General features: G+C 63.8%; 26 protein-coding genes, 1 tRNA gene and 1 pseudogene. 11 read left to right on the plus strand and 17 right to left on the minus strand.

The genetic code is table 11. From position 1 onward, the window contains the following. Window positions 1-28: 28 nt before the first annotated feature. Together V1294_RS25210 and V1294_RS25215 are read right to left on the minus strand one after the other, a co-directional pair. Window positions 29-928, minus strand: coding sequence for an alpha/beta fold hydrolase (locus V1294_RS25210; protein WP_334479738.1), 900 nt, complete (start codon window positions 926-928; stop codon window positions 29-31). Window positions 929-1,247: 319 nt separating this feature from the next. Beyond that, the gene (locus V1294_RS25215; protein ID WP_334479737.1) at window positions 1,248-2,033 is read right to left on the minus strand and encodes a helix-turn-helix transcriptional regulator; all 786 of its coding nucleotides are present in this window, start codon (window positions 2,031-2,033) and stop codon (window positions 1,248-1,250) included. A 106-nt stretch (window positions 2,034-2,139) separates the two neighbouring features. On the opposite strand from V1294_RS25215, the pseudogene V1294_RS25220 reads away from it, so the two are divergent. Next, window positions 2,140-3,223 (plus strand): annotated as a pseudogene (locus tag V1294_RS25220) (zinc-binding dehydrogenase). 35 nt (window positions 3,224-3,258) lie between these two features. On the opposite strand, the gene V1294_RS25225 reads toward V1294_RS25220, so the two are convergent. Continuing rightward, window positions 3,259-4,194, minus strand: a complete 936-nt coding sequence (locus tag V1294_RS25225) for a division plane positioning ATPase MipZ (protein WP_334479733.1) — start codon at window positions 4,192-4,194, stop codon at window positions 3,259-3,261. A 273-nt stretch (window positions 4,195-4,467) separates the two neighbouring features. On the opposite strand from V1294_RS25225, the gene panC reads away from it, so the two are divergent. Beyond that, the gene (gene panC / locus V1294_RS25230; RefSeq protein WP_334500888.1) at window positions 4,468-5,319 is read left to right on the plus strand and encodes a pantoate--beta-alanine ligase; all 852 of its coding nucleotides are present in this window, start codon (window positions 4,468-4,470) and stop codon (window positions 5,317-5,319) included. A gap of 140 nt (window positions 5,320-5,459) precedes the next feature. On the opposite strand, the gene V1294_RS25235 is transcribed toward panC, so the two are convergent. The 4 genes from V1294_RS25235 to V1294_RS25250 form a co-directional block, all read right to left on the minus strand. Next, entirely contained in the window at window positions 5,460-5,900 is a 441-nt protein-coding gene (locus V1294_RS25235) for a DUF1489 family protein (RefSeq protein ID WP_334500889.1), read from the minus strand. 40 nt (window positions 5,901-5,940) lie between these two features. After that, entirely contained in the window at window positions 5,941-6,906 is a 966-nt protein-coding gene (locus V1294_RS25240; protein WP_334500890.1) for a hypothetical protein, read from the minus strand. Window positions 6,907-7,058: 152 nt separating this feature from the next. Then, on the minus strand, window positions 7,059-7,262 hold the full coding sequence (locus V1294_RS25245) for a hypothetical protein (RefSeq protein ID WP_108517906.1): 204 nt from the start codon (window positions 7,260-7,262) through the stop codon (window positions 7,059-7,061). Window positions 7,263-7,552: 290 nt separating this feature from the next. Then, window positions 7,553-8,209 (minus strand): glutathione S-transferase family protein, encoded by a 657-nt coding sequence (locus V1294_RS25250; protein WP_334500892.1) that lies wholly within the window; start codon window positions 8,207-8,209, stop codon window positions 7,553-7,555. A gap of 101 nt (window positions 8,210-8,310) precedes the next feature. On the opposite strand from V1294_RS25250, the gene V1294_RS25255 reads away from it, so the two are divergent. Beyond that, window positions 8,311-8,988, plus strand: coding sequence for a DUF599 domain-containing protein (locus V1294_RS25255; protein ID WP_334500894.1), 678 nt, complete (start codon window positions 8,311-8,313; stop codon window positions 8,986-8,988). 25 nt (window positions 8,989-9,013) lie between these two features. Here the strand turns inward: V1294_RS25255 and V1294_RS25260 are convergent, their stop codons facing one another. The 4 genes from V1294_RS25260 to mgtE all read right to left on the minus strand — a co-directional run bounded on the left by V1294_RS25260 (window position 9,014) and on the right by mgtE (window position 12,688). After that, a complete protein-coding gene (locus tag V1294_RS25260; RefSeq protein WP_334500895.1) occupies window positions 9,014-9,838 on the minus strand; it encodes a hypothetical protein in 825 nt (274 codons plus the stop codon). Window positions 9,839-9,902: 64 nt separating this feature from the next. Beyond that, window positions 9,903-10,721 (minus strand): aldo/keto reductase, encoded by an 819-nt coding sequence (locus V1294_RS25265; protein ID WP_334500896.1) that lies wholly within the window; start codon window positions 10,719-10,721, stop codon window positions 9,903-9,905. 126 nt (window positions 10,722-10,847) lie between these two features. Beyond that, window positions 10,848-11,195: a helix-turn-helix domain-containing protein gene (locus tag V1294_RS25270; RefSeq protein WP_334500897.1), complete on the minus strand. Its 348-nt coding sequence runs from the start codon at window positions 11,193-11,195 to the stop codon at window positions 10,848-10,850. A 65-nt stretch (window positions 11,196-11,260) separates the two neighbouring features. Beyond that, a complete protein-coding gene (gene mgtE, locus V1294_RS25275; RefSeq protein ID WP_334500900.1) occupies window positions 11,261-12,688 on the minus strand; it encodes a magnesium transporter in 1,428 nt (475 codons plus the stop codon). A gap of 105 nt (window positions 12,689-12,793) precedes the next feature. Between mgtE and V1294_RS25280 the strand changes: the two genes are divergently transcribed. Continuing rightward, entirely contained in the window at window positions 12,794-13,588 is a 795-nt protein-coding gene (locus V1294_RS25280; protein WP_442895382.1) for a polysaccharide deacetylase family protein, read from the plus strand. Between the two features lie 211 nt (window positions 13,589-13,799). Continuing rightward, a complete protein-coding gene (locus V1294_RS25285) occupies window positions 13,800-15,083 on the plus strand; it encodes a polysaccharide deacetylase family protein (protein ID WP_442895383.1) in 1,284 nt (427 codons plus the stop codon). Between the two features lie 87 nt (window positions 15,084-15,170). Here V1294_RS25285 and V1294_RS25290 read toward each other — a convergent pair whose 3' ends face one another. Both V1294_RS25290 and V1294_RS25295 read right to left on the minus strand, forming a co-directional pair. Continuing rightward, window positions 15,171-15,545 (minus strand): hypothetical protein, encoded by a 375-nt coding sequence (locus V1294_RS25290; protein ID WP_108517959.1) that lies wholly within the window; start codon window positions 15,543-15,545, stop codon window positions 15,171-15,173. Window positions 15,546-16,034: 489 nt separating this feature from the next. Further along, on the minus strand, window positions 16,035-16,460 hold the full coding sequence (locus V1294_RS25295; RefSeq protein ID WP_145963661.1) for a hypothetical protein: 426 nt from the start codon (window positions 16,458-16,460) through the stop codon (window positions 16,035-16,037). A 703-nt stretch (window positions 16,461-17,163) separates the two neighbouring features. Between V1294_RS25295 and V1294_RS25300 the strand changes: the two genes are divergently transcribed. Next, window positions 17,164-17,514 carry a hypothetical protein gene (locus tag V1294_RS25300; protein ID WP_334500903.1) on the plus strand — a complete coding sequence of 117 codons (351 nt, stop codon included), beginning with the start codon at window positions 17,164-17,166 and terminating at the stop codon, window positions 17,512-17,514. A gap of 288 nt (window positions 17,515-17,802) precedes the next feature. Then, window positions 17,803-18,432 carry a DUF1326 domain-containing protein gene (locus tag V1294_RS25305; protein ID WP_334500906.1) on the plus strand — a complete coding sequence of 210 codons (630 nt, stop codon included), beginning with the start codon at window positions 17,803-17,805 and terminating at the stop codon, window positions 18,430-18,432. A gap of 85 nt (window positions 18,433-18,517) precedes the next feature. Here the strand turns inward: V1294_RS25305 and V1294_RS25310 are convergent. Both V1294_RS25310 and V1294_RS25315 read right to left on the minus strand, forming a co-directional pair. After that, window positions 18,518-18,602, minus strand: a tRNA-Leu gene (locus tag V1294_RS25310). A 97-nt stretch (window positions 18,603-18,699) separates the two neighbouring features. After that, window positions 18,700-18,942 carry a FliM/FliN family flagellar motor switch protein gene (locus V1294_RS25315; RefSeq protein WP_066505938.1) on the minus strand — a complete coding sequence of 81 codons (243 nt, stop codon included), beginning with the start codon at window positions 18,940-18,942 and terminating at the stop codon, window positions 18,700-18,702. Between the two features lie 64 nt (window positions 18,943-19,006). Here V1294_RS25315 and lipB point away from each other — a divergent pair, with 64 nt between their 5' ends. Both lipB and V1294_RS25325 read left to right on the plus strand, forming a co-directional pair. Further along, the gene (gene lipB / locus V1294_RS25320; protein ID WP_334500909.1) at window positions 19,007-19,735 is read left to right on the plus strand and encodes a lipoyl(octanoyl) transferase LipB; all 729 of its coding nucleotides are present in this window, start codon (window positions 19,007-19,009) and stop codon (window positions 19,733-19,735) included. A gap of 82 nt (window positions 19,736-19,817) precedes the next feature. Further along, a complete protein-coding gene (locus V1294_RS25325) occupies window positions 19,818-20,117 on the plus strand; it encodes a hypothetical protein (protein ID WP_334500911.1) in 300 nt (99 codons plus the stop codon). Window positions 20,118-20,210: 93 nt separating this feature from the next. Here the strand turns inward: V1294_RS25325 and V1294_RS25330 are convergent, their stop codons facing one another. Next, window positions 20,211-21,083 (minus strand): LysR family transcriptional regulator, encoded by an 873-nt coding sequence (locus V1294_RS25330; protein ID WP_334500914.1) that lies wholly within the window; start codon window positions 21,081-21,083, stop codon window positions 20,211-20,213. Between the two features lie 113 nt (window positions 21,084-21,196). Here V1294_RS25330 and V1294_RS25335 point away from each other — a divergent pair, with 113 nt between their 5' ends. Continuing rightward, window positions 21,197-21,598, plus strand: coding sequence for a tautomerase family protein (locus V1294_RS25335; protein WP_334500916.1), 402 nt, complete (start codon window positions 21,197-21,199; stop codon window positions 21,596-21,598). Between the two features lie 51 nt (window positions 21,599-21,649). Here the strand turns inward: V1294_RS25335 and V1294_RS25340 are convergent, their stop codons facing one another. Continuing rightward, window positions 21,650-22,078: a tautomerase family protein gene (locus V1294_RS25340; protein WP_334500918.1), complete on the minus strand. Its 429-nt coding sequence runs from the start codon at window positions 22,076-22,078 to the stop codon at window positions 21,650-21,652. A gap of 114 nt (window positions 22,079-22,192) precedes the next feature. On the opposite strand from V1294_RS25340, the gene V1294_RS25345 reads away from it, so the two are divergent. Beyond that, a complete protein-coding gene (locus V1294_RS25345) occupies window positions 22,193-23,047 on the plus strand; it encodes a LysR family transcriptional regulator (protein ID WP_334500919.1) in 855 nt (284 codons plus the stop codon). The last annotated feature ends 19 nt before the right edge of the window (window positions 23,048-23,066 follow it).

The following is a 23,066-nucleotide window of genomic DNA, read 5'->3' on the forward strand; positions in this document are numbered from 1 at the left end:
ACAACCGTCGGTTGCCTGGTTTATGCGCCTAGTTCGTGACCGACTTGTTCTTTGGCGCCGGATTGCTGGCCAGCGGGACGGACAGCGGCACCGGTCCGGGGCTGCTGGTCAGGATGTCGGGCACCTTGGTCGGCACGGGCTTCAACGCGCCGCTCTTGTCGGATTCTTCGAGGAACTTGTCGAGCATCGACTCGATCGAAGATTTGGCGGCGTCAGGTCCGGTGTCCCGCATGTCGTTATGCTGGAAGCCGGTGTTCACGACCGTGATGCCGGCCTGCTCGCACTGCTCGTCATCAGGCACGACGCCGGGGTCCGGCTTGAAATGCGTGTCCTGGGAACGGAACGAGAGGATCTTGAACTTGCCTTCGGTCAGGAACGGCACGCGCAGATTATCCAGCGTCACGACCTTCTTGATCTCGTCGGGATACTGCTTGGCGAAATACATCGTGATGTCGCCGCCCATCGAATGGCCGACCATCGTCACCTTCTCATAGTCGGCGTTGGGCTGAGCCTTCTTCATTTCGTGGATGGCGAAATGGATGTTGGCGACGCCGCGCTGAATCTGCGGCAGACGGCCGACATAGAGCTCGCCGACCTTGGTCACCATCGGCGGGTCGGTCGGCAGATCGTGCTGCGGGCTGATCGCGAGGTAGCCGCGCCAGGCAAAGACGTTTGCAAGGAACGAATATTCGGTGTGCTTGACGGTATTGCCGTGGTTAAGGATCGCAACCGGCAGCTTGATCAAGCCGGCGTTGGCCTGCATTTCCTTGTCGCGGCGGACGGCGACATTGACGGCGACAAGACGATTGTCGCGATCGGGATCGTGGAATGCGATGGTCTCATGCCGGATCGCCCACTTGCTCGCGGTAAAATACGCGACAGCGACCAGCACGGAGAGTGAAAGCAGAACGAGAATTCCACGTTTCATATTCGTCTTCGTCCTCGCGCCCCGTTAAGGGCCATCCCTGTTTTGAGACTCTCTCGGTCCCTTGTTGATGATATATGTCACGATGGCGTGACATAAAGGCCAAATGTTGTGTGTTGACCGCCTGATCATTGTGCGATGCACCTATCCATTGTGCAAGCGGCTCAATCCCGACAAATTTGACCCGTTCTTCCTTACGACGTCTCCCATCAAGCTTTGGTTCGAGGGCTAGATAAAAGTCTAGTGAAAACGAGCTAATGCAGAACTGGTTCCCGGGAACAATCGCCCGCAGGTGCGACAATACCGGCAGCGTCTCAAAGATTTAGACCGTGGTGTAGATAACGAGCTTCAAGGCCGGGTCGTCATTGGCCTGGAAGCTCGCATACTCCAGTTTGAGCCGGCCCTTCTTGGGATGGGTCAAGGATTTCCGTCCTGCCGCGACGCCGCTGACGTCGTGGGCCTCCCACCAGCCTGCGAATTCGGGACAGCCTTCGCGCAGCCGCGCCAACAGGTCGCGGAAGGCGGGATCGCCGGCCCACAGGTCATGCGTCGCGCGAAACTGGGCGACGATGCGTCGGGCCTCATCCGTCCATGACGCGCCGAACAACCGCCGCGTCGCGGGGTTTGTCAGCACCGACAGCAGGCTGTTGCGATCGGCTTCCGCCAGCCGGCTGAACGCAAAGATTTCCTCCGCAGCCGCATTCCAGGCGAGAATGTCCCAGCGTCGTCCGGTGACATAGGCCGGCAAATTGAGCTGTTCGACCGTGCGCCGGATCGCCGGCGGAACAGTCTCGCGGACGAAGGGGCGCCGGTCGGCATTTTGCGTCAGCTCCGTCAGATGCCGGTGTTCGGCCTTGGTCAATCGCAATGCGCGCGCCAATGCGTCGATGGTCGCGGACGAAGGGCTGACGGATCGCCCCTGCTCGAGGCGGACGTACCAGTCGACGCCGATGCCGGCGAGTTCGGCCACCTCCTCCCGGCGCAGGCCGGGCGTGCGCCGCCGCCGGCCCACCGGCAGGCCGACCGCCTTCGGCATCAGCTTCTGCCGCCGCGACCGCAGGAAGTCGCCAAGTTCGCTTTGCCTCGAATTCGTGCCTGATGCCGCCATGCGCGCCGTGCCTCAAAAGGGGTCTAATAATCCTAGGATAATACCAGGTCTTGTTGGGTCCATGAAGGCTCGCGAGAATGCGGCTTCATCGAAATGAGGAGACCCCATGAAGGCTGCCGTGCTGAATGCGTTCGGATCGCCGCTTGCGATCGAGAACGTCCCCGACCCGCTTCTTGGCGCCGGCGAGGTCATTGTCGACGTCGTGGCGAGCCGCGTGTTGGCCTACGCCAATGAGGTTCTCAGCGGGGAGCGAAAATACCTCCTGGAACTGCCTGTGGTGCCCGGCCCCGGCGCGATCGGCCGCATCCGCGCCACCGGCCCCGATGCGACCCGGCTTCGTTCCGGCGATTGGGTCTATTGCGATCCGACGGTGCGCTCCCGTGACAATGCGCTATCGCCCGACATCGCCCTGCAGGGCCTCACCGCCGGCAGCGAGGGAGGCCTGCGCCTGCAACGGTATTTCCACGACGGCGCCTGGGCCGAACAAATGCGGCTGCCGACGGAAAACGCGGTTCCGATCGGCGACATCGACGAGAAGGATGCAGGCCGCTGGTGCGCGCTCGGCACGCTGCTCGTGCCCTATGGCGGGTTTCCTCGCCGTGCAACTGCAAGCCGGAGAGATCGCGCTGGTCAACGGCGCCACCGGCAGTTTCGGCAGCGCCGCGGTCGCCGTCGCACTTGCCATGGGCGCGCAATGCGTGATTGCGACCGGGCGGAACGAGCAGGCGCTGACCGAACTGACGCGGCGGTTCGGCGCCCGCGTCCGAACCGTGCCGATGCACGGCGATGAGGCCGACGATCGCGCCCGCATCCTGCAGGCGGCGCCCGGTCCGATCGACTGCGTGCTCGACATCCTCCCGCCCGTAGCCAGCGCCGTGCAGGTGCGGACCGCCGTGCTGGCGGTGCGGCCGCACGGACGGGTGGTGCTGATGGGCGGTGTCGGCATGCAAGGCGGCGCAGGCCTTGACCTGCCCTACCCGTGGATGATGCGAAACGGCATCACGCTCCGCGGGCAATGGATGTACCCGCCGCATGCGGCCACCCTGATGGCCGGCCTGATCCGCGCGGGCCTGGTCGACCTCGATCATTTCGAGATTGCGGCCTTCGGTCTCGACCTCGCCAACGAGGCGGTCGCGCATGCTGCCGCCCACAGCGGTCCGTTCAGGATGACGGTGATCCAGCCGCGATAAGGCCGGCAAGTGACAAGTAGACAGCTTGTTGGAGGTCAGGCGCTGATGATGTCGCCGATGATGTCATGGACTTCGAGCGGCTTGTCGACCTGGGTGAACCATTCGGCGCGGTTGGCGGCGCGGCGGCGGCCGCGCTCGTCGAGCGGCAGCTTCAACTGGCGCAACAGGCTGGTCACTTCTTCGCGCGCCGTGACATGGCCCATGCTGGGGCGCGTGCCGAGGGTGGCCTCGTCGATGTCGTCCAGCGCCGTCAGTCCGCGCGGGAAGAATTCGCGGTAGACCACCCGCTCGGCAAACCCGTCGATCGAACGGAAGCCGAGCCGCAGCGAAAGGTCCTTCAGGCTGTCGGCGACCAGCTGCTTGTTCCGCGAGCCGATCATCGACAGGCGGTTGCGCACCACGATCCAGTCGGTGGTGGCGCCGTCGATCTGGCGGCGCTTGCGCCTGACGTCGCGCACCATCTCCGCATAATGGCTCTCGCCGGTCACCGAATAGGTCGCGGGATCGACGGTACCGAGCACGTCGAAATCGAGAAAGCTGTCGTTGATGGGCGTCACCAGCGTGTCGGCCATCGAATGCGCCAGACGCATCAGATAGGAGTCGGAACCCGGCGTATCGATGACGATGAAATCGAAGGCACGCTCGATGGCGCTCACCGCCTCCATGAACTGCTGGAACTCGGAATTTTCATTGTCGGCGATCTGCATCGTCTCGCCGAGCTTGACGCAGTAGTGCACGGGAATTTCGAGATCGAGGCCGGTGCGGCGCGCCCACGCGCTCCGGTTGGCGATGTAGCGGGTAAAACTCCGCTGGCGGCAGTCGAGATCGATGGTGGCGACACGCTGTCCGGCCTTCAACAGGGCAACGGCAATATGCAGGGCAGAGGTGGATTTTCCCGACCCGCCCTTCTCGTTGCCGAGCACGACGACATGCGCCGAACCGAATTGACCCTGACTCGCCTGAACCAACATGATTCAACCCCCCGTCGATATCTTCAAGTCACGCGCGGCTGCGCGTCAAGTGAAATGCGCGACGACGCATTCAATTCACTCGCGGCGTGTCTTTAATGATGAATCCCGACGGTTGCGATGTCGCTTCCGGACTCGCGTTAGCTGCCGCAGGCGCGCCATACCCAAGCAAACTTGGCGGCAATGCTCTGGCCTTATAAGGTCGACGCGCCCGCCGAAAGGCTCGGGGCCTTCGGCCCCCTCACCCCATCAGAAGCTGCAAGAGATCGAGGCCAGATGTCGCGAAGTCCCATGGTCGTCCGTACCGTTCCCGCATTGCGCCGCGCCGTCGAGGCCTTGCGCACCCGAAAGGCCGCCGTCGCGCTGGTGCCGACCATGGGAGCGCTCCATGACGGCCATGTGTCGCTGGTGAGGCTCGCCAAGCGTCGCGCACAGAAAGTGGTCGTATCGATCTTCGTCAACCCGACGCAGTTCGCGCCGACGGAGGATTTCGGTTCGTACCCGCGCACCTGGAAGGCCGACCTCGCCAAGCTCACCGCCGAGAAGGTCGACCTGATCTGGAATCCGGACGTCAAGGCGATGTACCCGGACGGCTTCGCCACCCGTATCGTGCCGGAGGGTCCGGCCACCGCCGGCCTTGAGGATCGTTTCCGGCCACATTTCTTCGGCGGCGTCGCCACCGTGGTCGGCAAGCTGTTCACGCAAGTCCGGCCGGACGTGGCGATCTTCGGCGAGAAGGATTTTCAGCAATTGCGGGTGGTGACGCGGATGGCCGCCGATCTCGACCTCGGCGTCAAGGTGATCGGCTCGCGCACCGTGCGGGAACGCGACGGGCTGGCGATGTCTTCGCGCAACGTCTACCTCTCGCCGGAGGAACGGCGGACGGCGCCGACGCTCTATCGCGCCATGAAGGAAAGCGCCAAGCGGCTGAAGGCCGGCGAGGATCTAGCGGCCGCGATGGAAGCCGGCCGCGAGCTGATCAGCGCCGCCGGCTTCGCGCTGGACTATTTCGAGGCCCGGCATGCCGAGACGCTGGCGCCGATCACCTCGGTGAAGGACGGGCCGGTGCGAATCCTCGTCGCCGCAAAACTCGGCACGACGCGCCTGATCGACAATATCGGGGCTTAGTTAGAGCGTTTTCCAGCGAAAGCCTGCCCCGGACTTGATCCGGGGTGGAAACCGGTTCGCGTCAACGCGTCAGATCAAAAATCTAGAGTCCCATTCCGATTCCATCGGAATGGATAAAGGCTCTAGCCGCGGCAGCTCGTTCAGAGCAGCCCCAGATCGCGCAGTTCGCGCCGCATCGGCTCCGGCATCGCGGCCACGCTGGCGGCTGAGGATTTGGTGAGGTCCACCGGCGCGGCGTCATCGGTCAAATAGCGCCAGCCCTGGAACGGGCGCATCGGCCGCGGCGAGACCGCAAACACTTTGGGCTGCATCACCAGCCGGCACCGCCCGATACCGTCCTTGTCGCGAAACGGTTCGATCGCAATGATCTTTTCGCGCGCGGCGATTTCGCCCTTGATCACCCAATAGAGCGAGCCGCCGGCGAGGATTTCCGCGTCGCGTTTCGGCGTCATCCGTGTGATGTGGACGTGACGAAGCGGCAGGCCCTTTTTCTTGGCGGTCGCCATGCGTTCGGCAACCCAGCCCTTGAGTTCCTTGACTGACTCGCAGCCGACGGCAAGCTTGATGAGATGAAGCGGCATGATCCCGCCGATGTAGCGGCCTGCGCGCGCTTTGGAAAGATCACTCGTTGTTATCAGCTGTGGGCGCCGAACCCGACGGCGCGAGCTGGACCGGCGCCGCCGAGGACGGCCGCTTCGGCGCCGGCGGCGGCTTCTTGGCGGCGGTCTGCGCCGGCGGCGATGGCGCCGCGGCCGAACGCGGCGCGGCAGGTGACGCCGGCGCAGCCGCGGCTGACGACGGCTTCGGCGCGGCCCCCAGCGGCGGCTCCGGCGTCATGATGTTGACCGGCGGGGTGGAGGCCGAGGTCGGGAATTCGGCGTTGGTCGGCTTGCCCGTGGGGACCGACGGCGGCAGCGCCGCGATCATGCCCGTCGCGGCCTGCGGCGTGTTCCACGTCGCCGCATGGCGCATGACCAGGCTTTCATAGACGCGGTCTTCCATGTTGGCCGCAATCTGGCGCGTCTCGGTCAGCGAGCGGAAAGCGCGGCAGGACGATGGCATGCAGCGGTCCCGCACCGTCAGCACATAGGCCATCAACCCGTAACGGTCGCGCTCGACGGCGCGGCGCAGCGCCAGCAGATCGGAGCCGGCGCCCTTGTTCGCGGTGGCGACATCTCCGAGCGAGGTCAGCAGCGTGATCTGCGAGGCGGCGTAGGTCACGGCCGCAGCCACCGACTCGGCCGAACCGAACAGCGCCTTCTCGCACGCGGCGAGGACGGCATCGCCGGCCAGTTCATCAATGCAGGAAAGCTGCGGCAATGGCGCGGTCGCCGTCTGAACCGGACGCGTCTCCGTCGACTGAACCACGTTTGGCGTGCCGAAGCCGCGGAAGGTCACGGCCCCGGCGACCCCGACCGCGAGCAGCGTGATGAGCGCCAGCACGCCGTTGGCCACGGATCTCTCCGAGCGCAGCAGCGTGATCAGAACGATGATCCCGACAAAGCAGGCCGTGACCAGCGTCAGGTACAACGGAAGGTTCGGCGAGTGCCAGATGTAATCCAGCGAAGCAGCCCAGGCCCAGTCCATGCGCGGTGTCCCTCAACGCAGCATCAAACGCGATCGAAAGACGAATGCGGCATTGCTGCATTCGCTTTTCGGCAGAATGTTTCCGCGAACGAGGCCTTTTGACGGCAACCAAAGGTGGAACTTCGTCAGCCGACTACTTGCACACAACTGTTTCAGGAAATTGCGAGCTGGCTTTCCTTGGCGACCCGTTCGAAAGCTTCGGTCGAGCTTTTGATGCGATACTGACAATCGTCGCCGTCGGTCGGCAACAGCCGGATCACCTCATAGGTGCCACTGGCGGCCGGACGGGCAACATTGCTGGCAGTAAAATAGACAGTCTCTCCAACGGAGTACTTATGCTTCAACGCCCTCTCCATCACGCAAGAACGCCGGCCGCGCTCACGGTCCCGCTAGCTTTCGGCCGACTTGAGAACCCTGCGGCAACCTAGCACAGCCGGTCGCCCAAAAGCCAGCAACATCGAGGCATGGCAAATGCGCAAATTCTGCATGTTTTTCAGGGCGATAAGCGGTAATTCTGGCGGTTCCCGGGAATCCGCCTGCCTAATATTCAGGCCGTCTTTCCCAATATAGGACAGAATGCCGCGGGCTGCGGCGAGCCTTGGCACCCCCTTGGCACGCCCGCCCGGCCACCGCCCCGCACCCGAAATCAGACCGTTTCGAACCGTTCGATGACAAGCGTTTCAGCAAGGCCGGCGCGAGTCCATTCCTGGAATGCCGGCAACGACATCATCGCATCGAAATAGTGCCGCGCCTCGCCCCTCACCTCGATCGCATAGGTGCGGAAGCGATGCACCACCGGCGCGAACATCGCATCCGCGCCGCCGAACGCGCCGAACAGGAACGGTCCTTCCTTGCCGTAACGGCTGTGGCAATCGGCCCAGATCTCCTGAACGCGCGCCACATTGGCACGTGCGTCATCCGACAGATCGACCGCGCCGACCGGACGGTGCAGGTTCATGCCGCATTCATTGCGCAGCGGCATGAATCCCGAATGCATTTCCGCCGAAATCGAGCGCGCATGCGCCCGGCGCGCGCGGTCTTCCGGCCACAGCTTCGCTTGCGGGAATTTCTCGGCGAGATATTCGATGATCGAAAGCGAGTCCCACACCGTGACGTCGCCATCGATCAGCGTCGGCACCTTGCCCGCGCGGGAAAAGCTCAGGATCCGGTCCTTGTCCGCCTTGTCGTCGGTGTAGAGCGGGATGAACACTTCCTCGAACGGGATGTCATTGGCGCGCAGCGCCAGCCATGGCCGCATCGACCATGACGAATAATTCTTGTTGCCGATGACCAGTTTCAACATTTGCGGGGAAATCCTGTTGCGACCGGCATCTTGCCATAGTGCGCCGCACGCATTCAACCTGTACATCACGATTGCCTAGCCACCACCGGGGATCTCGCCACATGGGCGCCTATTGGGTCGATATCGCCGCCGTCGCGTTCTTCGTCGTGGAATGGCTGGCCTACGGCTTCACGCTCGAGCACACGGCTTACGGCCGCGACAGCCTGTCGGCGCGCATGAACCGCTTTCGCGAGGTCTGGGTGCGGAACATGCTCGACCGCGAGGCGCGCATGGTCGACATGCAGATCATGGCCTCGCTGCAGAACGGCACCGCCTTCTTCGCCTCCACCAGCCTGATCGCGATCGGCGGCGGGCTCGCATTGTTGCGGGCGACCAACGATGCGCTGGCCGTCCTGCGTGAACTGCCGGTCGACCTCACCCCCTCGCCTGCGCTGTGGGAAATCAAATGCGTCGGCCTCATCCTGATCTTCATCTACGCCTTCTTCAAATTCGCCTGGTCGTACCGCCTGTTCAACTATGTCGCGATCCTGCTCGGCGCGATGCCGCCGTCGTCACAGCGCGACACGGCGGAAGCCGAAGCCCATGTGATGCGCACGACGCGCCTGTTCGAGGCGGCGGGGCGGCATTTCAACCGCGGCCAGCGCGCGTTCTTCTTCGCGCTCGGCTATCTCGGCTGGTTCGTCAGCCCCTGGGTATTGCTGGCGACAACCGCGCTGGTCGTCATCGTGACCTGGCGGCGGCAGTTTGCATCGAACGCGTGGCGGGCGATGGGGAATTAGCGCGCTCCAGGGCGCGTCAAACAAATCAGGATGCAGAAAAATCCTGCGGCGTGAAGCTGAGGTCGAGCACTTTCCATTCGCCGTAGCGGTCGGCCGGCAGCATCGCATAAGGCTGGCAGGCCTGCAGCGCGCGGATCGCACCCTGCATCAGCAACGGTCCCTTCATCGAGGCACTGGCTTCGATCAGGATCGGTTCGGCGGCGAGCCTGCCGTCCGGTGTCATCAACACGCGCAGCTTGACCTTGACGTCGTCGGCGCCCGACAGCGAGGCCGGCAGTTTCGAGCAGGTCTTGAGGTGCCGCCGGAATGCCGCGATCAGCGTGCTCGAGATATCGGCAGCCTCGCTCGCCGGCGCATCAAAATTGTCGTCGCCCTTGTTGCGCCCTTGCGCGGGAGCCGGCGGCGCCGGTGAGAGGTCGGGCGGCAGGCCGAGCAGCACCTGATACTTGATCGAGATATCCGGCTCGGGCGGCTTGTAGGCCGGCGCCGCCGGTTGTGATGGCGACGGCGCCGCGGGCGGCGTGTCGAGCGCAACCTGCTTCTGCGGCCGCGCGGCAGGCGCAGACGGTACGGCCGGCGGGGGTGCCGTGGCAGCGGCAGGCTTGTCGAGCAAGGAGAAATCAGGCTGTGGCGACGGCGCCGGTTCCGGCTTGTTTTCGGCAGGCGGCTCCTCGGGAGGCGCTTGCTTCTCGGCAAGCTCTTGCGGGGTCACGATCTCGACCGGGATCTGCTCGGCGGTCACTGCGCCGAACGGATGCACCTCGGAAAACAGCAACACCAGCGTCAGCAGCGACACATGCGCGATCGCCGACGCCGTGATGTCAGTAGATATGAACCGCCGCAGCTCCATCGCATCAAAACGATGTTCGATATTCCCTCAGGCTCGCCAGCATAGCGTCGGGCGGCGCAACTCCTCAATCCCATTTCGGCGCGAAACCGAAATCCGTGAGCCTGCCGCCGGCGCTGCCCATGGCGGAAATCTGCTGCATGTCTTCTTCAGACAGCTCGAAATCGAAGATCTCGATGTTCTCCGAGAGCCGCTCGAGTTTCGACGTTCGCGGGATGGCCGCCACGCCCTGCTGCACCAGCCAGCGCAGGCAGATTTGCGCCGCCGTCTTGCGATAGCGGTCTCCGATTCGCTGCAAGGCGCGGTCACTCTTGATGCGGCCCCTGGCGACCGGACTATACGCCACCAGCGCCATGCCGTGGCGCGCGCAGGCCTCCCTCACCTTGGTCTGGTCAAGATAGGGATGGTACTCGACCTGGTCGCACAGCAGCGGTTCCGGACATAAAGCCACCGCCTCCTCGATCAGGGCCACGGTGAAATTGGAGACGCCGATATGCCGCGCCAGCCCCTGCTGCCTGACCCGCGCCAGCGCGCCGAGCGTCTCCACCAGCGGCACCTGCGGGTTCGGCCAGTGCAGCAGCAGCAGGTCGACCTCGGTCAGGCGCAGCCGCACCAGGCTTTCCTTGGCCGAACGCTCCAGATCGTGGGGCGCGAAATGCGAGGGCCAGATCTTGGTGGTGAGGAAGACCTGATCGCGCTTGACGCCGGCAAGGCGCAGGCCCTCGCCGACCTCGCGTTCGTTGTCGTACATCTGTGCGGTGTCGATATGGCGATAGCCGAGCCGCAATGCCTGCTCGACGAGACGCGCGCAGGCGCGTCCACGCAATTCCCAGGTGCCCAGCCCGATCGCCGGGATTTTTGCGCCATTGGCTTCGACAAACAGCATCGGTTGTATCCGCGGACCGGCCCCATTATGGGCTGTGGAAACGGCCATGCCAACAGATAGGGTTTTCGAGCGAGGTCCTGCGCGGGATGGATGCGGTTGCGGGAAGAAAACGCGTCAAACCGCGAACTAGACGGGCTCCGGTTCCGTGGCAAGCGCTGCGAAAACGGTTTCCGGCGAATGGGCGATCACGGCGAGCAACGCCCGCGCCGGCCCTCGGGGCACACGCTTGCCCTGCTCCCAATTCCGGATGGTTTCGACGGGCACGCCGAGCCGTGCCGCGAATTCGATCTGCGTCAGACAGGCGCGACGGCGAAGATCCCGCACGGCTGGCAGCGTGCCCGTTTCGCCCGGCGTTGCGTCAGGCATGACGGGCATTGCAAGCGCGGGCTCGGGCATCTCCGGCGCAAGCGGGAACTCCTGCCCGTCCCGCAGTTCGACGATCCGTCCATCCGCTTTCAGCCGCAAGCGCTGCATGTCGACCTCGTGAGCCAACATCATCGGGCAAGCGCGTTAAGGCCCGATTAACGATAAATGAGGCGCTACCTGAGCCCGAACCACAGCGTGGCAATACCGAGAAACGAGAAGAAGCCGACCACGTCGGTAATCGTCGTGACGAAGGTTCCCGACGCCACCGCGGGGTCGGCGCGCACCCGTTCCAGCACCATCGGGATCAGGATGCCGCCAAGCGCGCCGGCCACCAGGTTGCAGATGATCGCAAGCCCGATCACGATGCCGAGCCCCGGGATCTTGAACCACGCCACCGCGGCGACGCCCGTGATCACGGCAAAGGCGAGCCCGTTGACGAGGCCGACCATCGCTTCGCGCATAACCACGCGCAACGCGTTCTTGGAACCGAGTTCGCGGGTGGCCAGCGCCCGCACCGCCACGGTCATGGTCTGGGTCGCGGCGTTACCGCCCTGGCTCGCCACGATCGGCGCCAGCACAGCGAGCGCCACCATCTTTTCGAGCTGGCCTTCGAACAGGCCGAGCACGGAGGACGCCAGAAACGCGGTCGCCAGATTGACCAGCAGCCAGTTGAAGCGGGCGCGCGCGATGGTCCAGACGCTGTCGGACAATTCTTCGTCGCTGGTGACGCCGCCGAGCGCCTTCAGGTCTTCGTCGGCCTCTTCCTCGATGACGTCAACGACGTCGTCGATAGTGATGACGCCGACCAGGCGGTTGGTGGTATCGACCACGGGGGCCGCGACCAGATTGTACTTGCCGAACATCCGCGCGACTTCTTCCTGGTCGTCCAGCACGGAGACGCGGCGGCGGTCTTCATCGATCAGGTCGGCGATCTGCACCGGTCGCCGCGCCCGCAGCAGCGTGTCGAGCGAGACCGCACCCTGCCAGTGCTTTTCGGAATCCACCGCGTAGATCTCGTAAAACCGGTCCGGCAGATCGGGCGTGTCGCGCATGTAGTCGATCGCCTGGCCAACGGTCCAGTCCGGCGGCACCGCAATGAACTCCGACTGCATCCGCCGGCCTGCGGAATTCTCCGGATAAAGCAGGCTCCGCTCCAGCGCGACGCGCTCGGACGGCGGCAGCTTTTCGAGGATCTCCGCCTTGTCCTCCTGGTCGAGCCCTTCGAGCAGTTGGACGGCGTCGTCGGATTCCAGTTCGCGAACGCCCTCCGCGACCGTCTCCGGTTCGAGTTCCTCGAGAATTTCCTCACGGACGGAATCGTCGACCTCGTTCAGCGCCGAAAAGTCGAAATCGGTGCCGGTCAGTTCGACCAGCGTAACGCGGTCGTCGGGCTCGAGAGCCGCGATCAAATCGCCGAGATCGGCCTCGTGCAGTTCCGCCACCACCTCGCACAACAGCGGCCGGTCGGCGGCGTGGATGGCGCGCGTGATCTCCTCGACAAACTCGTGGCGGAGCTGGTTCTCGTCATCCCGCATCAGGAGATGGTCGAGCACGGAGCCCTGCGCAGCCTCGGCTTGGGCAACGTCGATATTCTCGGCCATGCCACGCCTCGCCAGTTTGACAGATTGAGGGAACTTGTCTGAGTTACGCTGCACGCTTACCTAATCGGCAACACCCAGCGCAATGCCAAATATGCCCGACCGCAAATGACCCGAAATTTAAGCGCCGCGCTGTGCTCGGCGGTCGCTGCATTGATGACCTTCGTTACGGCGGCAGAGGCCGCCGATTGCAGCCGCAAAGATGCGCTCGGCATCTCGCGCGTTCTCGCGGTGGACGCCGCTACCTACCCGCGCGTGGGCCTCAAGAGCTTTCCACAGACCCTTCCATTGGAAGATCACGAGGTCGTGCTGACCTTCGACGACGGACCGTGGCCCGGCACGACGCCGAAAGTGCTGGCAGCGCTTGCGCATGAATGCGTGCACGCCACCTTCTTCCTGATTGGGAAACCAGCCTCCGAACATCCCAACCTGGTGCGAAGATTGGCGGCCGAGGGTCATACGATCGCGCACCACACCTGGACCCACCACAATCTGAAATACATGAAGCCGGAGGCGGCCATCGGCGAGATCGACAAGGGCATCGCGGCGGTCGAGATGGCGCTGCACGGAAAGGCCACCACGACCCCGAGCACGCCGTTCTTTCGCTTTCCTTTTTTTGATATGACGCCCGCGACGCTGGACGTCCTGCAAAAGCGCGGCATCGCCGTGTTCGGCGCCGACCTCTGGGCCAGCGACTGGATGCCGATGACGCCGGCACAGCAGTTGAAGCTGCTCACCGAGCGGCTGGAAGTCGCCCGCAAGGGCATCATCCTGCTGCACGATCCCAAGGCGCAGACCGCTGCCATGCTGCCGGCCTTCCTGCGCTACCTCCGCGACAACCATTACCGCGTGGTCCATCTGGTCCCGGCAGGTGCCAAAACCGTGTCCGGCAAAGCACATTAGATCACGATCTCTTCGGCTGACGCGGTTCTGCGGTCCGGATCACGCCCCCGAAGCCAAATTAGGTGTAGAACTCAGGTGATTAAGGCGGCATTCATGGCGCCAGATGTAAGCCGTTGCGTGCTCTTGGTGCGTGTTCTTGGAATGAAGCCGGGGTTCTATGATCACTAGCGTATTTGGGGAGCTTCGGCGGCGTCCTTGGACCGCCATGTGCGTGGGCCTGTTGACCTCTGTCACTGCGCAGACTGCGTCGGCCGCCGGTTGCCCAGGTCATCCCGACGCCATCGGCACGTCACGCACCATCGTGGTCGATCCGCGCGCCCATCCCATCATCGGCACCATGCAATATGGCAAGACGCTGCCGCTCGAAGACCATGAGGTGGTGCTGACCTTCGATGATGGTCCGCTGCCGAAATACTCTAACCAGATCCTCGACATTCTCGCCTCCCATTGCGCCAAGGCGACCTTCTTCCTGGTCGGAAGCCAGGCGCACGCCAATCCCGAAGGCGTGCGCAGGGTGCGTGACGCCGGCCACACGGTGGCCACCCACACCCAGAACCATCCGGGCGGCATGGATCGCCTGCCACTCGACCGCTCCAAACAAGAGATCGAACAGGGCATCGCATCGGTGACCGCGGCGCTGGCCGACGGCACCGCGCCCGCGCCGTTCCTGCGCATTCCCGGCCTGCGCACCAACGACGGGATCGAGCAATTTGCACGCTCCAAAGGACTTCAGGTCTGGAGCGCCGATTTTCCCGCCGACGACTGGCGCGACGTGTCCGCCGCGCGCGTCTATGAGCTCGCGATCAAGCGACTGGAGGCCAAAGGAAAAGGCATCCTGCTGCTGCACGACATTCAGGCGCGCACCGTCACGGCGCTGCCGAGAATTCTGCACGAATTGAAAGTGCGCGGCTATCGCATCGTGCACGTGGTGCCGGCGACGCCTGATCGGCCAGCAACGCCGACCGAGCCGCAGCAATGGCAGTTGCATCCGCCGTCGGAGATGGTGGCGATATCGCGCTGGCCGAAGGTTCCGAAATTCGCTCTTGCCGGCCCGGCAGCACTCCCCGTCCCGGCGTTGTCCGATCTCGATTGGCACACGACCGATCTCGGCGGACGCGCAGCGCGGCGCGGACGCGGCGTCCCCTTGCCTCCCGCAGCCCTGTGGCCGCGGCAAACGACGCTGCCGACGGCCGGCACGCTGGCTGCGCTGCCGGTTCCGGCGGCGAGCCTTTTCAAAATCCCGGAATCGGCGCGCATGACCCTGCTGGCCTCGTCCGCGCGCCGGGCGGCGACTGCGCAAGCCCGCTCAACGGAAGTCTCCTCCGCAAAGCTCGCCGGCAAATCTCGCCGCCACGCCCGCGCGGCCACGGCCCCGCCACCGGCGTCCACCGGAGAGGCCGCTCCGCAAAGCGCCGGCGCAACCGCCCCCAAGCCGGCGGCGCAAGCCAAACGGAATGGACGATCGGTTCGGGTCGCCGGCTTGAAGAAGCGCTGATCGGCCGGTTCTGATCGAGTGGATCAGGACCGCCGCCTGATCATTTGTTTCGATGCGTTTTCCTGAGTCCGCAATCAGCACAAAGGCTCAATTCGTCACGATCTTGGCGATACAGAGCAGGATGACGATGGCGAGGAACAGCAGGTCGATATAGGCCTTGATCTCGCCGGCATGGCGCAGTGCGGCGACGTCGGTGATCACCTGCTTGCGCGTCGACGTCGAATTCGGCCCCTCGCCCAGCGCCGCCACCAGGCGGCGAGCTTCCAGCTCCAGCCGCTCGATGCGCTGGAAGAAGTGAAACGACCGCAGCGCTGACGCCGCATGCATGCCGGCATAGACCAGCACGAGAACCGCGACGACCACGCGGTGCTGGTACTTTTCGAGGAAATTCAGAGCGAAATACACCAGCGCCAGAAACACGAAGTTGGAGAGGAATCGATAGGCATAGCTCATAAACAGCATGAAGATGCTCCGGGTGGTCTTGGTAGGTGTCGAACTTCCTGGAAGCGCCGAACGGCCGCGGAGCCGGCAGCAATCGGCAGCCGGCGGGCCCGTTCAGTTTACGCGAACGGTGCGACTGTAGGGGCAACAACCCGCACCCCGCCGCAAAGGATTCGCGCGGCCGTGGCATTGCGGACACGCAAACAGCTCGCACAACCGATGGTATCAGGCCAAAACTGCAACGTTGTGGTGCGCCCGGAGGCGCACCGGATCACCCAGGTATACCAAGCTGCAACCAACGGGTGCCTGATCAGCCGCTGTTGCCACCACCGCGTGGCTGCATGGCTATTCCGACTGTCGGATGCCGCAAAAGAGGACCCGCCATTTGCGGCGGGCGAGTCTAGGGAGGAGGCTACAAACTAAGCTGATTCGCGGCACCAGCCTGTACCGCAATTCACACACGCTATTCGAAAAACAGACCGGATCGATGTTTCGGATATCTTGCGGCGACTATACTTTGCCTTCGATCATCTTGAGTTTGACGGTTTCGCAGGTCTTCCGAACTTGCTCGGTAAAGATCGCGCATTCTTCGATGCGCTTGAAGATCTTTTTGGCTTCCTCACGATACGAGGCTGCGGTATCGCGCATGAAGGCAATGGCATTGTGCACTTCGGAGGTCATAGCCTCGCATTTCTTCGCCGCGCTGATCAGCTCCGCACCCATGGCTTCGATTTCCCTGGCGGCGGCTTCATAATCGCGGACCACGGCCTCGGCAGTGAGCGCGCCGACGCGCGTAACGCCCTCTTCATGTTCGACGTAGTCTGGCATCGGCCCCGACGGGGCCGCCCTGATCGCAGGAAGACTCCCTACGACATCTTCTTCAAGCTTGGCTAAATCCAGCGGCGCAGTTCTGTGAAGTCGTTCGATACTCGCCATAGGCCGTTCTCCATCACTCGATGAACAACCCCCAGCCTGCAACCATAGCGACCGATTCGTGGCGAAATCCTGCATCAAAGAAAGCAATGAGAAGGCGGGCGTATGAAATGCAGGCACCATGGCAGGCACCATGGAATGACGCCAAGGCGCGTCAATTAATGCGCGCTTAACAGTTTTGCATCATTGATTGACGATCCAGCGCAACACCCTTCAAGCCGCAAGAATTGCGGGCCGCACTCAACCTCTTTAGGAGGATCGATTGAGGACGCTTCTTATTTGCGCGCTGGCTACCACCCTGGTCGGCTGCAGTAGCCAACAATCAACACAGCCATCATGCGTTGGCCTGAACCCGTTCGCCTGCCTGACCGCGGTTCAGGTGCCGATTGAGCCTGAACCATATGACAGCGGTTCTGCTGCAGCGAAACCAGTGACCGCCGTCGCCTGGCGCGGCGACGGGCCGCCCCGATCTGACGCCGAGCACGCCGTCCGTCGAACACCCAGGCCAATCAAGGTCGCGGCGAAAGCCGCGCCTGCCGTTCCCATACCGCGTCGTTCTCCGCAAACGGACCCGCAGACCACGGGCAATGCCGTTGCTTCCGAAGCTGCGCGCGCAAGCGCCACCGATCCGCATTCAACGACTGAGGTTCCGCAGACCCGAACGACACAGGAGCAGGTGGCGGCCGCCTCCGCGGTCGCGGAACGAATGACGGTCCCGACATTGGATGCGTCGCTGGACGCGCTCGTGGCCGTCCTCGTGGCGGGTCCCGACGTCAAGTCGGTCTCCGACCTCGCCGGCAAGACAATCGCGATCGACGATAGATATTCCGAGCAGTCGATCAGCCGAGTCAGAACCGCGATGGCGGCGGCGGGCGCGCTCGAAGTCCAGCTGAGCAAAGGTCAAACCACCGCGATCAATCGGCTGGTCGGCAAGGAAGTTGCGGCCGCGGTCGTAGGCCTGGTCTCTGCCAACGCCGCGGATAGCTTTCCCGAGCTCCCGCGATACAGGACCTTTCAAGTCCCGCTCGCAGCTCGATCGAGCCCGGCCAAGCCGTGACGGGTTTGTCCCTCAAAGCTTCCGCACCCGCAACAAAGTGCGGGCTACGGAACCAAAAACCCAACAAAAACAAAGCTGATTTTTTGAGGTGGTGCGCTCGGAGCGCGGCACCTTTGAAAATCCGAAGAAGGAGGTCTGCCGGCGCTGGCAACGTCCATATTGCCTTCCTCGGCGTATTTCGATCGTGGAATCGGCTTGCGGTACTTCCCCGCGCAGCGTAATTTTCAACTACACGTAGCTCATTCGAAAGCAAGCAATCTATCGGGTTCAGCCTAGCGGGAGAGAGCGATGGCGGACGTCCCATGGCACCTTTCCGGTGACTATTTCGAGAATTGCAGTTGCAGCATCGTGTGTCCCTGCCTCGTGTCGGCGGCCCCCCCGTTGACCGCGCGACCGACCGAGGGCTTCTGTAACGTACCGCTGATCTTCCACATCGAAAGCGGCCGCTATGGCGACATCGTGCTCGATGAACTCAACGTCCTGATTATCCTCCACGCACCTGGGGTCATGGCAGACGGAGATTGGTCGGTGGCCGCCTATATCGATCAGCGCGCCAACGATGAGCAGACCGAGGCTTTAGCTGCGATCTTCACCGGCGCCGCCGGTGGTCCGATGGCCGCGTTCGCACCGCTGATCAGCAAGAACCTGGGCGTGCGCAAGGTCCCCATCACATTCCGAATCGACGGCAAGACGCGGTCCGCGGAAATCCCGGATATTCTGCACATGTCCGTCGATCCATTGCCGACCATGCATCCGAGCGGGGAAATGTGGGCGAACATCGGCCATCCGGTTAGCCCCGACAACATGGTGTTGGCAGTCGGCGCCCCCGGCAACACGTTCAACGATCATGGCATGCGCTGGGATAATTCCGGCAAGAACGGCCTCTATGCGCCGATCCGCTGGTCGAACCAGGCCTGATGCAACTCCTGATACCGGCCCTGCGACAAGGCCGGCATGGACATGACCGGGTTCCGCATCATCCCGGCCGAATGGCTTATGCTTATGGTGCGCTCGGAGGGACTCGAACCCCCACGATTTTACTCACTGCCACCTCAAGGCAGCGCGTCTACCAATTCCGCCACGAGCGCTTGGGATACCGGCTGGAAGGACTAGCGTCCGCCGGATCAACGGCGCCGATGTAACAAATCAGGGATGGGGGGACAAGGAAGTTTTGCGCTCCGATAACTACCTGACATCAGGGGATTTCGGCAGCATTTGCTTGACTTCGACCGCGATGCGGTTGCGATCCACCAGCACCACGCCGGAAGCCACCGGAAGGTTGTTGGCGAGGATCTTGACCTCGTCCGCCTCGGTGGCGTCGAGTTCGATGATGGCGCCGCGGGAAAGCCGCATCACCTGGTGGATGGGCATGGTCGTGGTGCCGAGCACCACCATGAGATCGACGCTGACTTTATCGAGGGTGGCCACTTCGAAACCGCCAAAAGGGGGACTAAATTGATGTAGTTCCACCTGACCACGTTATGGTTACCCAATGGTTAATGACCGCCAAACCCTTGATTTGACGACGTTCGCGCTAGTCCAGGGCGGCGGCGAGGTCGAATGGCGGATTTCGGCTACTCCTGTGCCCTACCCCGAGGCCGTGGCTGCGATGGAATCACGCGCGGCCGATATCGCCGACCAAAAGGCGGCCGAGCTGGTCTGGCTGCTGGAGCATCCCCCGCTCTACACCTCCGGCACCAGCGGCAAGGAAGGCGACCTGCTCGATCCGCGCTTCCCGCTCTTCACCACCGGCCGCGGCGGACAGCTCACCTATCATGGCCCCGGCCAGCGAGTGGCCTATGTGATGCTCGACCTCAAGCGCCGCCGGCCGGACGTGCGCGCCTATGTCGCCGGTCTGGAAGAATGGATCATCCGCACGCTCGACGCCTTCAACGTGCGCGGCGAGCGCCGCGAGGATCGCGTCGGGGTCTGGGTCAGGCGGCCGGACAAGGGCGCGGGCTACGAGGACAAGATCGCGGCGATCGGCGTGCGCCTGCGGCGCTGGGTGTCATTCCACGGCATCGCCATCAATGTCGAGCCGGACCTTTCGCATTTTTCCGCGATCGTGCCCTGCGGCGTCGCCGATCCGCGCTACGGCGTCACCTCGCTGGTGGATCTCGGCCTGCCCGTGACGATGGAAGACGTCGACGTCGCGCTTCGGCAGGCGTTTGAAGACGTGTTCGGCGCAACAGCTGCGCGCCTGCCGGAAGCAACCGCCTGAGACGTTCCCGCCCAGCTGAGGGGCTTCCACTCCCGCGAGCGGAGCCACATATCCAGAATCAGCGGTGACAGAGGAGGTCGCGATGACGACGCACAGACTTCCCTTCGAGAACCGGTGGACCAACAACGCGAACGCGCTGCAATGGAATTGCGAACTTGACCATCTGGGCGTGGCGAACGTGCGGGCCTTGTTTGTAGATCACGAAACGCGGCATCCCAACCGGCGCAACGTCGTGCAGGACGTCCCAGTCGGCTTTGTCCGGGACTGGCTGGCGTTCCAGGATCGGCGCGCGGCACGGCAACAACTGCTTTGGCGAGCAACCGTGATTGCGCTCTCGGGTGTCGCCGCAACGGCAGCTGTGCTGGGTGTGCTGATCGCGTGAAATGGCGGGCCGCTTGCGAAGGCGCCTGACGCCATGGCTGGTTTGAGGTCGCGGCGCCGAGGCGCGTCGGCGGAAGCGGCGATATAACTTTCGTCAAACGCTTGCCTTGAGGCACTCAACGAAAGCGCGAACCCGCGGTATGTTCTGCCGCCCGGGCAGGATCAGGGCCGTGATCGGTTGCGGGTCGGGATCGTGGCAGTGCGCCAGCACCGGCACGAGCCTGCCATCCTTCAAGGCCGCTTCACCCAGAAAGTCGCCGAACCGCACGAGGCCGGCGCCCGCCAGCGCGAGGTCCAGTAGGAAGTCGGCGCTGTCGGAGCGGATCGATCCCTTCACCGGCATCATGACCCGCTTGCCTTGCTCGACCATCGGCCATTGCGCGAGACGCGAGAAGCCAGAGAGTTGCAGGCAATTGTGGCGCGCAAGATCGGCGGCCTGCGCAGGCACGCCATGGCGCTCCAGATATCGCGGGCTGCCGGCGATGATGCGTCCGACTGCCCCGAGGCGAACCGCGATCAGCTCGCTATCCCCGAGCGGCCCTACCCTGATCGTAACGTCGACCTGCTCGGCGATCGGATCGATGCGGTGATCGCTCACCGAAAGATCGACCGTAATGTCCGGAAACTGGTCCATGAATGGCGGCAGCAGCCGCGCGAGCCGGTGTCGTGCGAACGCGGTGCCGCTGTTGATCCGCAGATGCCCGCGCGGCCGACCATAGACCGAGGCGACGTCGGCTTCGGCGGCCTCGACCGCAGCCAGGATGCCTCGGGCGTGAACGAGGAAGGTTTCGCCTTCCTGGGTCAGCACCAGCCGCCGCGTCGTCCGATGCAGAAGCTTGGCTCCGATGCGGCGCTCCAGCCGCGTCACGATGCGGGAGACGCCCGAGGCGGTCAGTTCGACCTCGGTGCCTGCGGCCGCAAAACTCCCCAGATCGACCGTCCGGACAAAGACCGCGAGGTCTGACATTGGGTGCATCAGCATATTCAGGACTTCTAGGCATGAGTGCTTATCAAAAGCGAGATTTATCTCCATTCCTGGCACGAATAGGACGGAGGTCCCAGAAATCCGGAGACCTTCCCATGCCCCTCGCCCGCCTATCCGTTCCGGCCCATCTGGCGCCGGCCCAAATTCGCGCCCTTGCCGACGCCGTGCACGAGGGTCTTGTCGAGACCTGTGGCGTGCCGCCCAAGGACCGGTTTCAGCTCGTTTCAGTCTATGCGCCGGAGATGATGTTCATCGACCCGACCTTCCCTGACGTCGCGCGCACGCCGGACGCGTCGATCATCGAGATTCTGTTTCTCGAAGGGCGCACGATGGATCAGAAACGAAACCTGTTTCGGTGGATTGCCGATCGGGCCGTCCGCACCGGATTTTCCGGCGACGACATCATGATCGTGCTCACTGAAAATGCGCCGGTGGATTGGTCGCTAGGTCGCGGCCTTGCATTCGGCGACCACCATGCACCGATGGTCTCGCGTTGACAGCGCATGCGCGGACGGCCCTACAGGCGCCGTCCGCAAGTCAGGCTATCTTCACGCCGCAGCCTTCTGCGGCGCGACCTCTAGCTTGCCGGCGATATAGCGGCGTTCCTGGGTGAGGCCGCCGAAGCCGTAGGCATCGCCCTTGACCTCGTCGACATGGGCATAGCTTTCCTCATGCAGCGGCCCGAGCAGTTCGCCCATGCGCTGGAACAGCGCGGCGAGATAGGCGGCCTTCTCGTCCTTGGTGTTGGTGCCCTCGCTGACATGAACGTCGAGCCAGAAGCTGGCGAGGCTCTGCTCGGCGAGCGACTTTCCGCCGGCGAACCAGTCAGCGGCATCGACCGATTTCACGATGATGGCGGTGACCTTGGGATCCTTGCGCAGGATTTTTGCGGTGAGATCGCTGACGGCGGACGCAATCTCCGCCTTCAGCGACGGCGACTTGCGGACGCTGGAATAGGTGACGGTAATTAGCGGCATGGTTCGTTCTCCTTCGATGGGCGCGCTGGCATCGCGCTCCCATTCATCTAGACCCGCGCCAATCATTTTGGTATCTTATCTCTATTCATAACAGTGATAACGAACATTGATGGCATGAGCAGGCTGGATATCGATACGGTGCAGGCGTTCCTGCTGGTCGCCGAACTGCAGAGCTTTACCCGCGCCGCCGAGGCGCTCGGCACCACGCAAGCGTCCGTCAGCATGAAGCTGCAGCGGCTGGAGAGCGTGGTCGGCAAGCGGCTGGTCGAGCGCTCCCCGCGGGCGGTCGCGCTGACCGCCGCGGGTGCTGCGTTCCTGGCCCACGCCCGCGCGCTGATCGAGGCGCATGACCGCGCGCTGTCGGGCGAGACGCCCGTGCGCCAGCAATTGTCGCTCGGGATCTCCGATCACGCCGCAGGACCGGAACTGGTGCCGCTGCTCGAACGGCTGCACGCGATGTCGTCGCAGCTGGCGCTTTCGGTGACGATCGGCTTTTCGCGCCAGATGCTGGAGGCCTACGATGCCGGCGAACTCGACGCCGTGGTGGTGCGGCAGGAAGGCAGCCGCCGCGGCGGTGAGAAGCTGACGGAGGACGCCTTCGGCTGGTTCGCCGCAAAACGCCTGGTCTGGCGCCGCGGTGAGACGCTGCCTCTCGCCACGCTGGCGCCGCCCTGCGGCGTGCGCGCGCTCGCCATCCGCGCCCTGGACAAGGCCGGCATCGCCTGGAGCGAGCGCTTCGTCGGCGGCGGCGTCACCGCCGTGGTCGCAGCCGCATTGGCCGGCCTTGCGGTCGCGCCGCTGGCCCGGCGGATCGCGCCGCCGGGCCTGGTCGATATCGGGCCGGCCGAGGGGCTGCCGCGGCTTTCTTCCTCGAAGGTGATGCTGCACTCGAAGGTCAGCGACCCCGCCAAGCTCGCGGCATTGCGGACGCTGGCGGCGACGTTCAGGAGTGTGGTTACCCCGGCGTAACGGACCATTTCGCCGGCGT

It is taken from the genome of Bradyrhizobium sp. AZCC 1678, assembly GCF_036924765.1.
Classification (GTDB): Bacteria; Pseudomonadota; Alphaproteobacteria; order Rhizobiales; family Xanthobacteraceae; genus Bradyrhizobium; species Bradyrhizobium algeriense.

Excerpts from the sequence above, each read along its gene's own strand:
- V1294_RS25295 (WP_145963661.1), bottom strand. The coding sequence starts at position 16,460 with ATGGCGAGTATCGAACGACTTCACAGAACTGCGCCGCTGGATTTAGCC.
- mgtE (WP_334500900.1), bottom strand. The coding sequence starts at position 12,688 with ATGGCCGAGAATATCGACGTTGCCCAAGCCGAGGCTGCGCAGGGCTCC.
- lipB (WP_334500909.1), top strand. The coding sequence starts at position 19,007 with ATGGTTAATGACCGCCAAACCCTTGATTTGACGACGTTCGCGCTAGTC.
- V1294_RS25240 (WP_334500890.1), bottom strand. The coding sequence starts at position 6,906 with ATGGACTGGGCCTGGGCTGCTTCGCTGGATTACATCTGGCACTCGCCG.
- V1294_RS25345 (WP_334500919.1), top strand. The coding sequence starts at position 22,193 with ATGAGCAGGCTGGATATCGATACGGTGCAGGCGTTCCTGCTGGTCGCC.
- V1294_RS25330 (WP_334500914.1), bottom strand. The coding sequence starts at position 21,083 with ATGTCAGACCTCGCGGTCTTTGTCCGGACGGTCGATCTGGGGAGTTTT.
- V1294_RS25290 (WP_108517959.1), bottom strand. The coding sequence starts at position 15,545 with ATGCTGTTTATGAGCTATGCCTATCGATTCCTCTCCAACTTCGTGTTT.
- V1294_RS25210 (WP_334479738.1), bottom strand. The coding sequence starts at position 928 with ATGAAACGTGGAATTCTCGTTCTGCTTTCACTCTCCGTGCTGGTCGCT.
- V1294_RS25335 (WP_334500916.1), top strand. The coding sequence starts at position 21,197 with ATGCCCCTCGCCCGCCTATCCGTTCCGGCCCATCTGGCGCCGGCCCAA.
- V1294_RS25265 (WP_334500896.1), bottom strand. The coding sequence starts at position 10,721 with ATGCTGTTTGTCGAAGCCAATGGCGCAAAAATCCCGGCGATCGGGCTG.
- V1294_RS25340 (WP_334500918.1), bottom strand. The coding sequence starts at position 22,078 with ATGCCGCTAATTACCGTCACCTATTCCAGCGTCCGCAAGTCGCCGTCG.
- V1294_RS25245 (WP_108517906.1), bottom strand. The coding sequence starts at position 7,262 with ATGGAGAGGGCGTTGAAGCATAAGTACTCCGTTGGAGAGACTGTCTAT.
- V1294_RS25250 (WP_334500892.1), bottom strand. The coding sequence starts at position 8,209 with ATGTTGAAACTGGTCATCGGCAACAAGAATTATTCGTCATGGTCGATG.
- V1294_RS25325 (WP_334500911.1), top strand. The coding sequence starts at position 19,818 with ATGACGACGCACAGACTTCCCTTCGAGAACCGGTGGACCAACAACGCG.
- V1294_RS25255 (WP_334500894.1), top strand. The coding sequence starts at position 8,311 with ATGGGCGCCTATTGGGTCGATATCGCCGCCGTCGCGTTCTTCGTCGTG.
- V1294_RS25260 (WP_334500895.1), bottom strand. The coding sequence starts at position 9,838 with ATGGAGCTGCGGCGGTTCATATCTACTGACATCACGGCGTCGGCGATC.
- V1294_RS25235 (WP_334500889.1), bottom strand. The coding sequence starts at position 5,900 with ATGCCGCTTCATCTCATCAAGCTTGCCGTCGGCTGCGAGTCAGTCAAG.
- V1294_RS25270 (WP_334500897.1), bottom strand. The coding sequence starts at position 11,195 with ATGCAGCGCTTGCGGCTGAAAGCGGATGGACGGATCGTCGAACTGCGG.
- V1294_RS25280 (WP_442895382.1), top strand. The coding sequence starts at position 12,794 with ATGACCCGAAATTTAAGCGCCGCGCTGTGCTCGGCGGTCGCTGCATTG.
- V1294_RS25300 (WP_334500903.1), top strand. The coding sequence starts at position 17,164 with ATGACGGTCCCGACATTGGATGCGTCGCTGGACGCGCTCGTGGCCGTC.
- panC (WP_334500888.1), top strand. The coding sequence starts at position 4,468 with ATGTCGCGAAGTCCCATGGTCGTCCGTACCGTTCCCGCATTGCGCCGC.
- V1294_RS25305 (WP_334500906.1), top strand. The coding sequence starts at position 17,803 with ATGGCGGACGTCCCATGGCACCTTTCCGGTGACTATTTCGAGAATTGC.
- V1294_RS25225 (WP_334479733.1), bottom strand. The coding sequence starts at position 4,194 with ATGTTGGTTCAGGCGAGTCAGGGTCAATTCGGTTCGGCGCATGTCGTC.
- V1294_RS25215 (WP_334479737.1), bottom strand. The coding sequence starts at position 2,033 with ATGGCGGCATCAGGCACGAATTCGAGGCAAAGCGAACTTGGCGACTTC.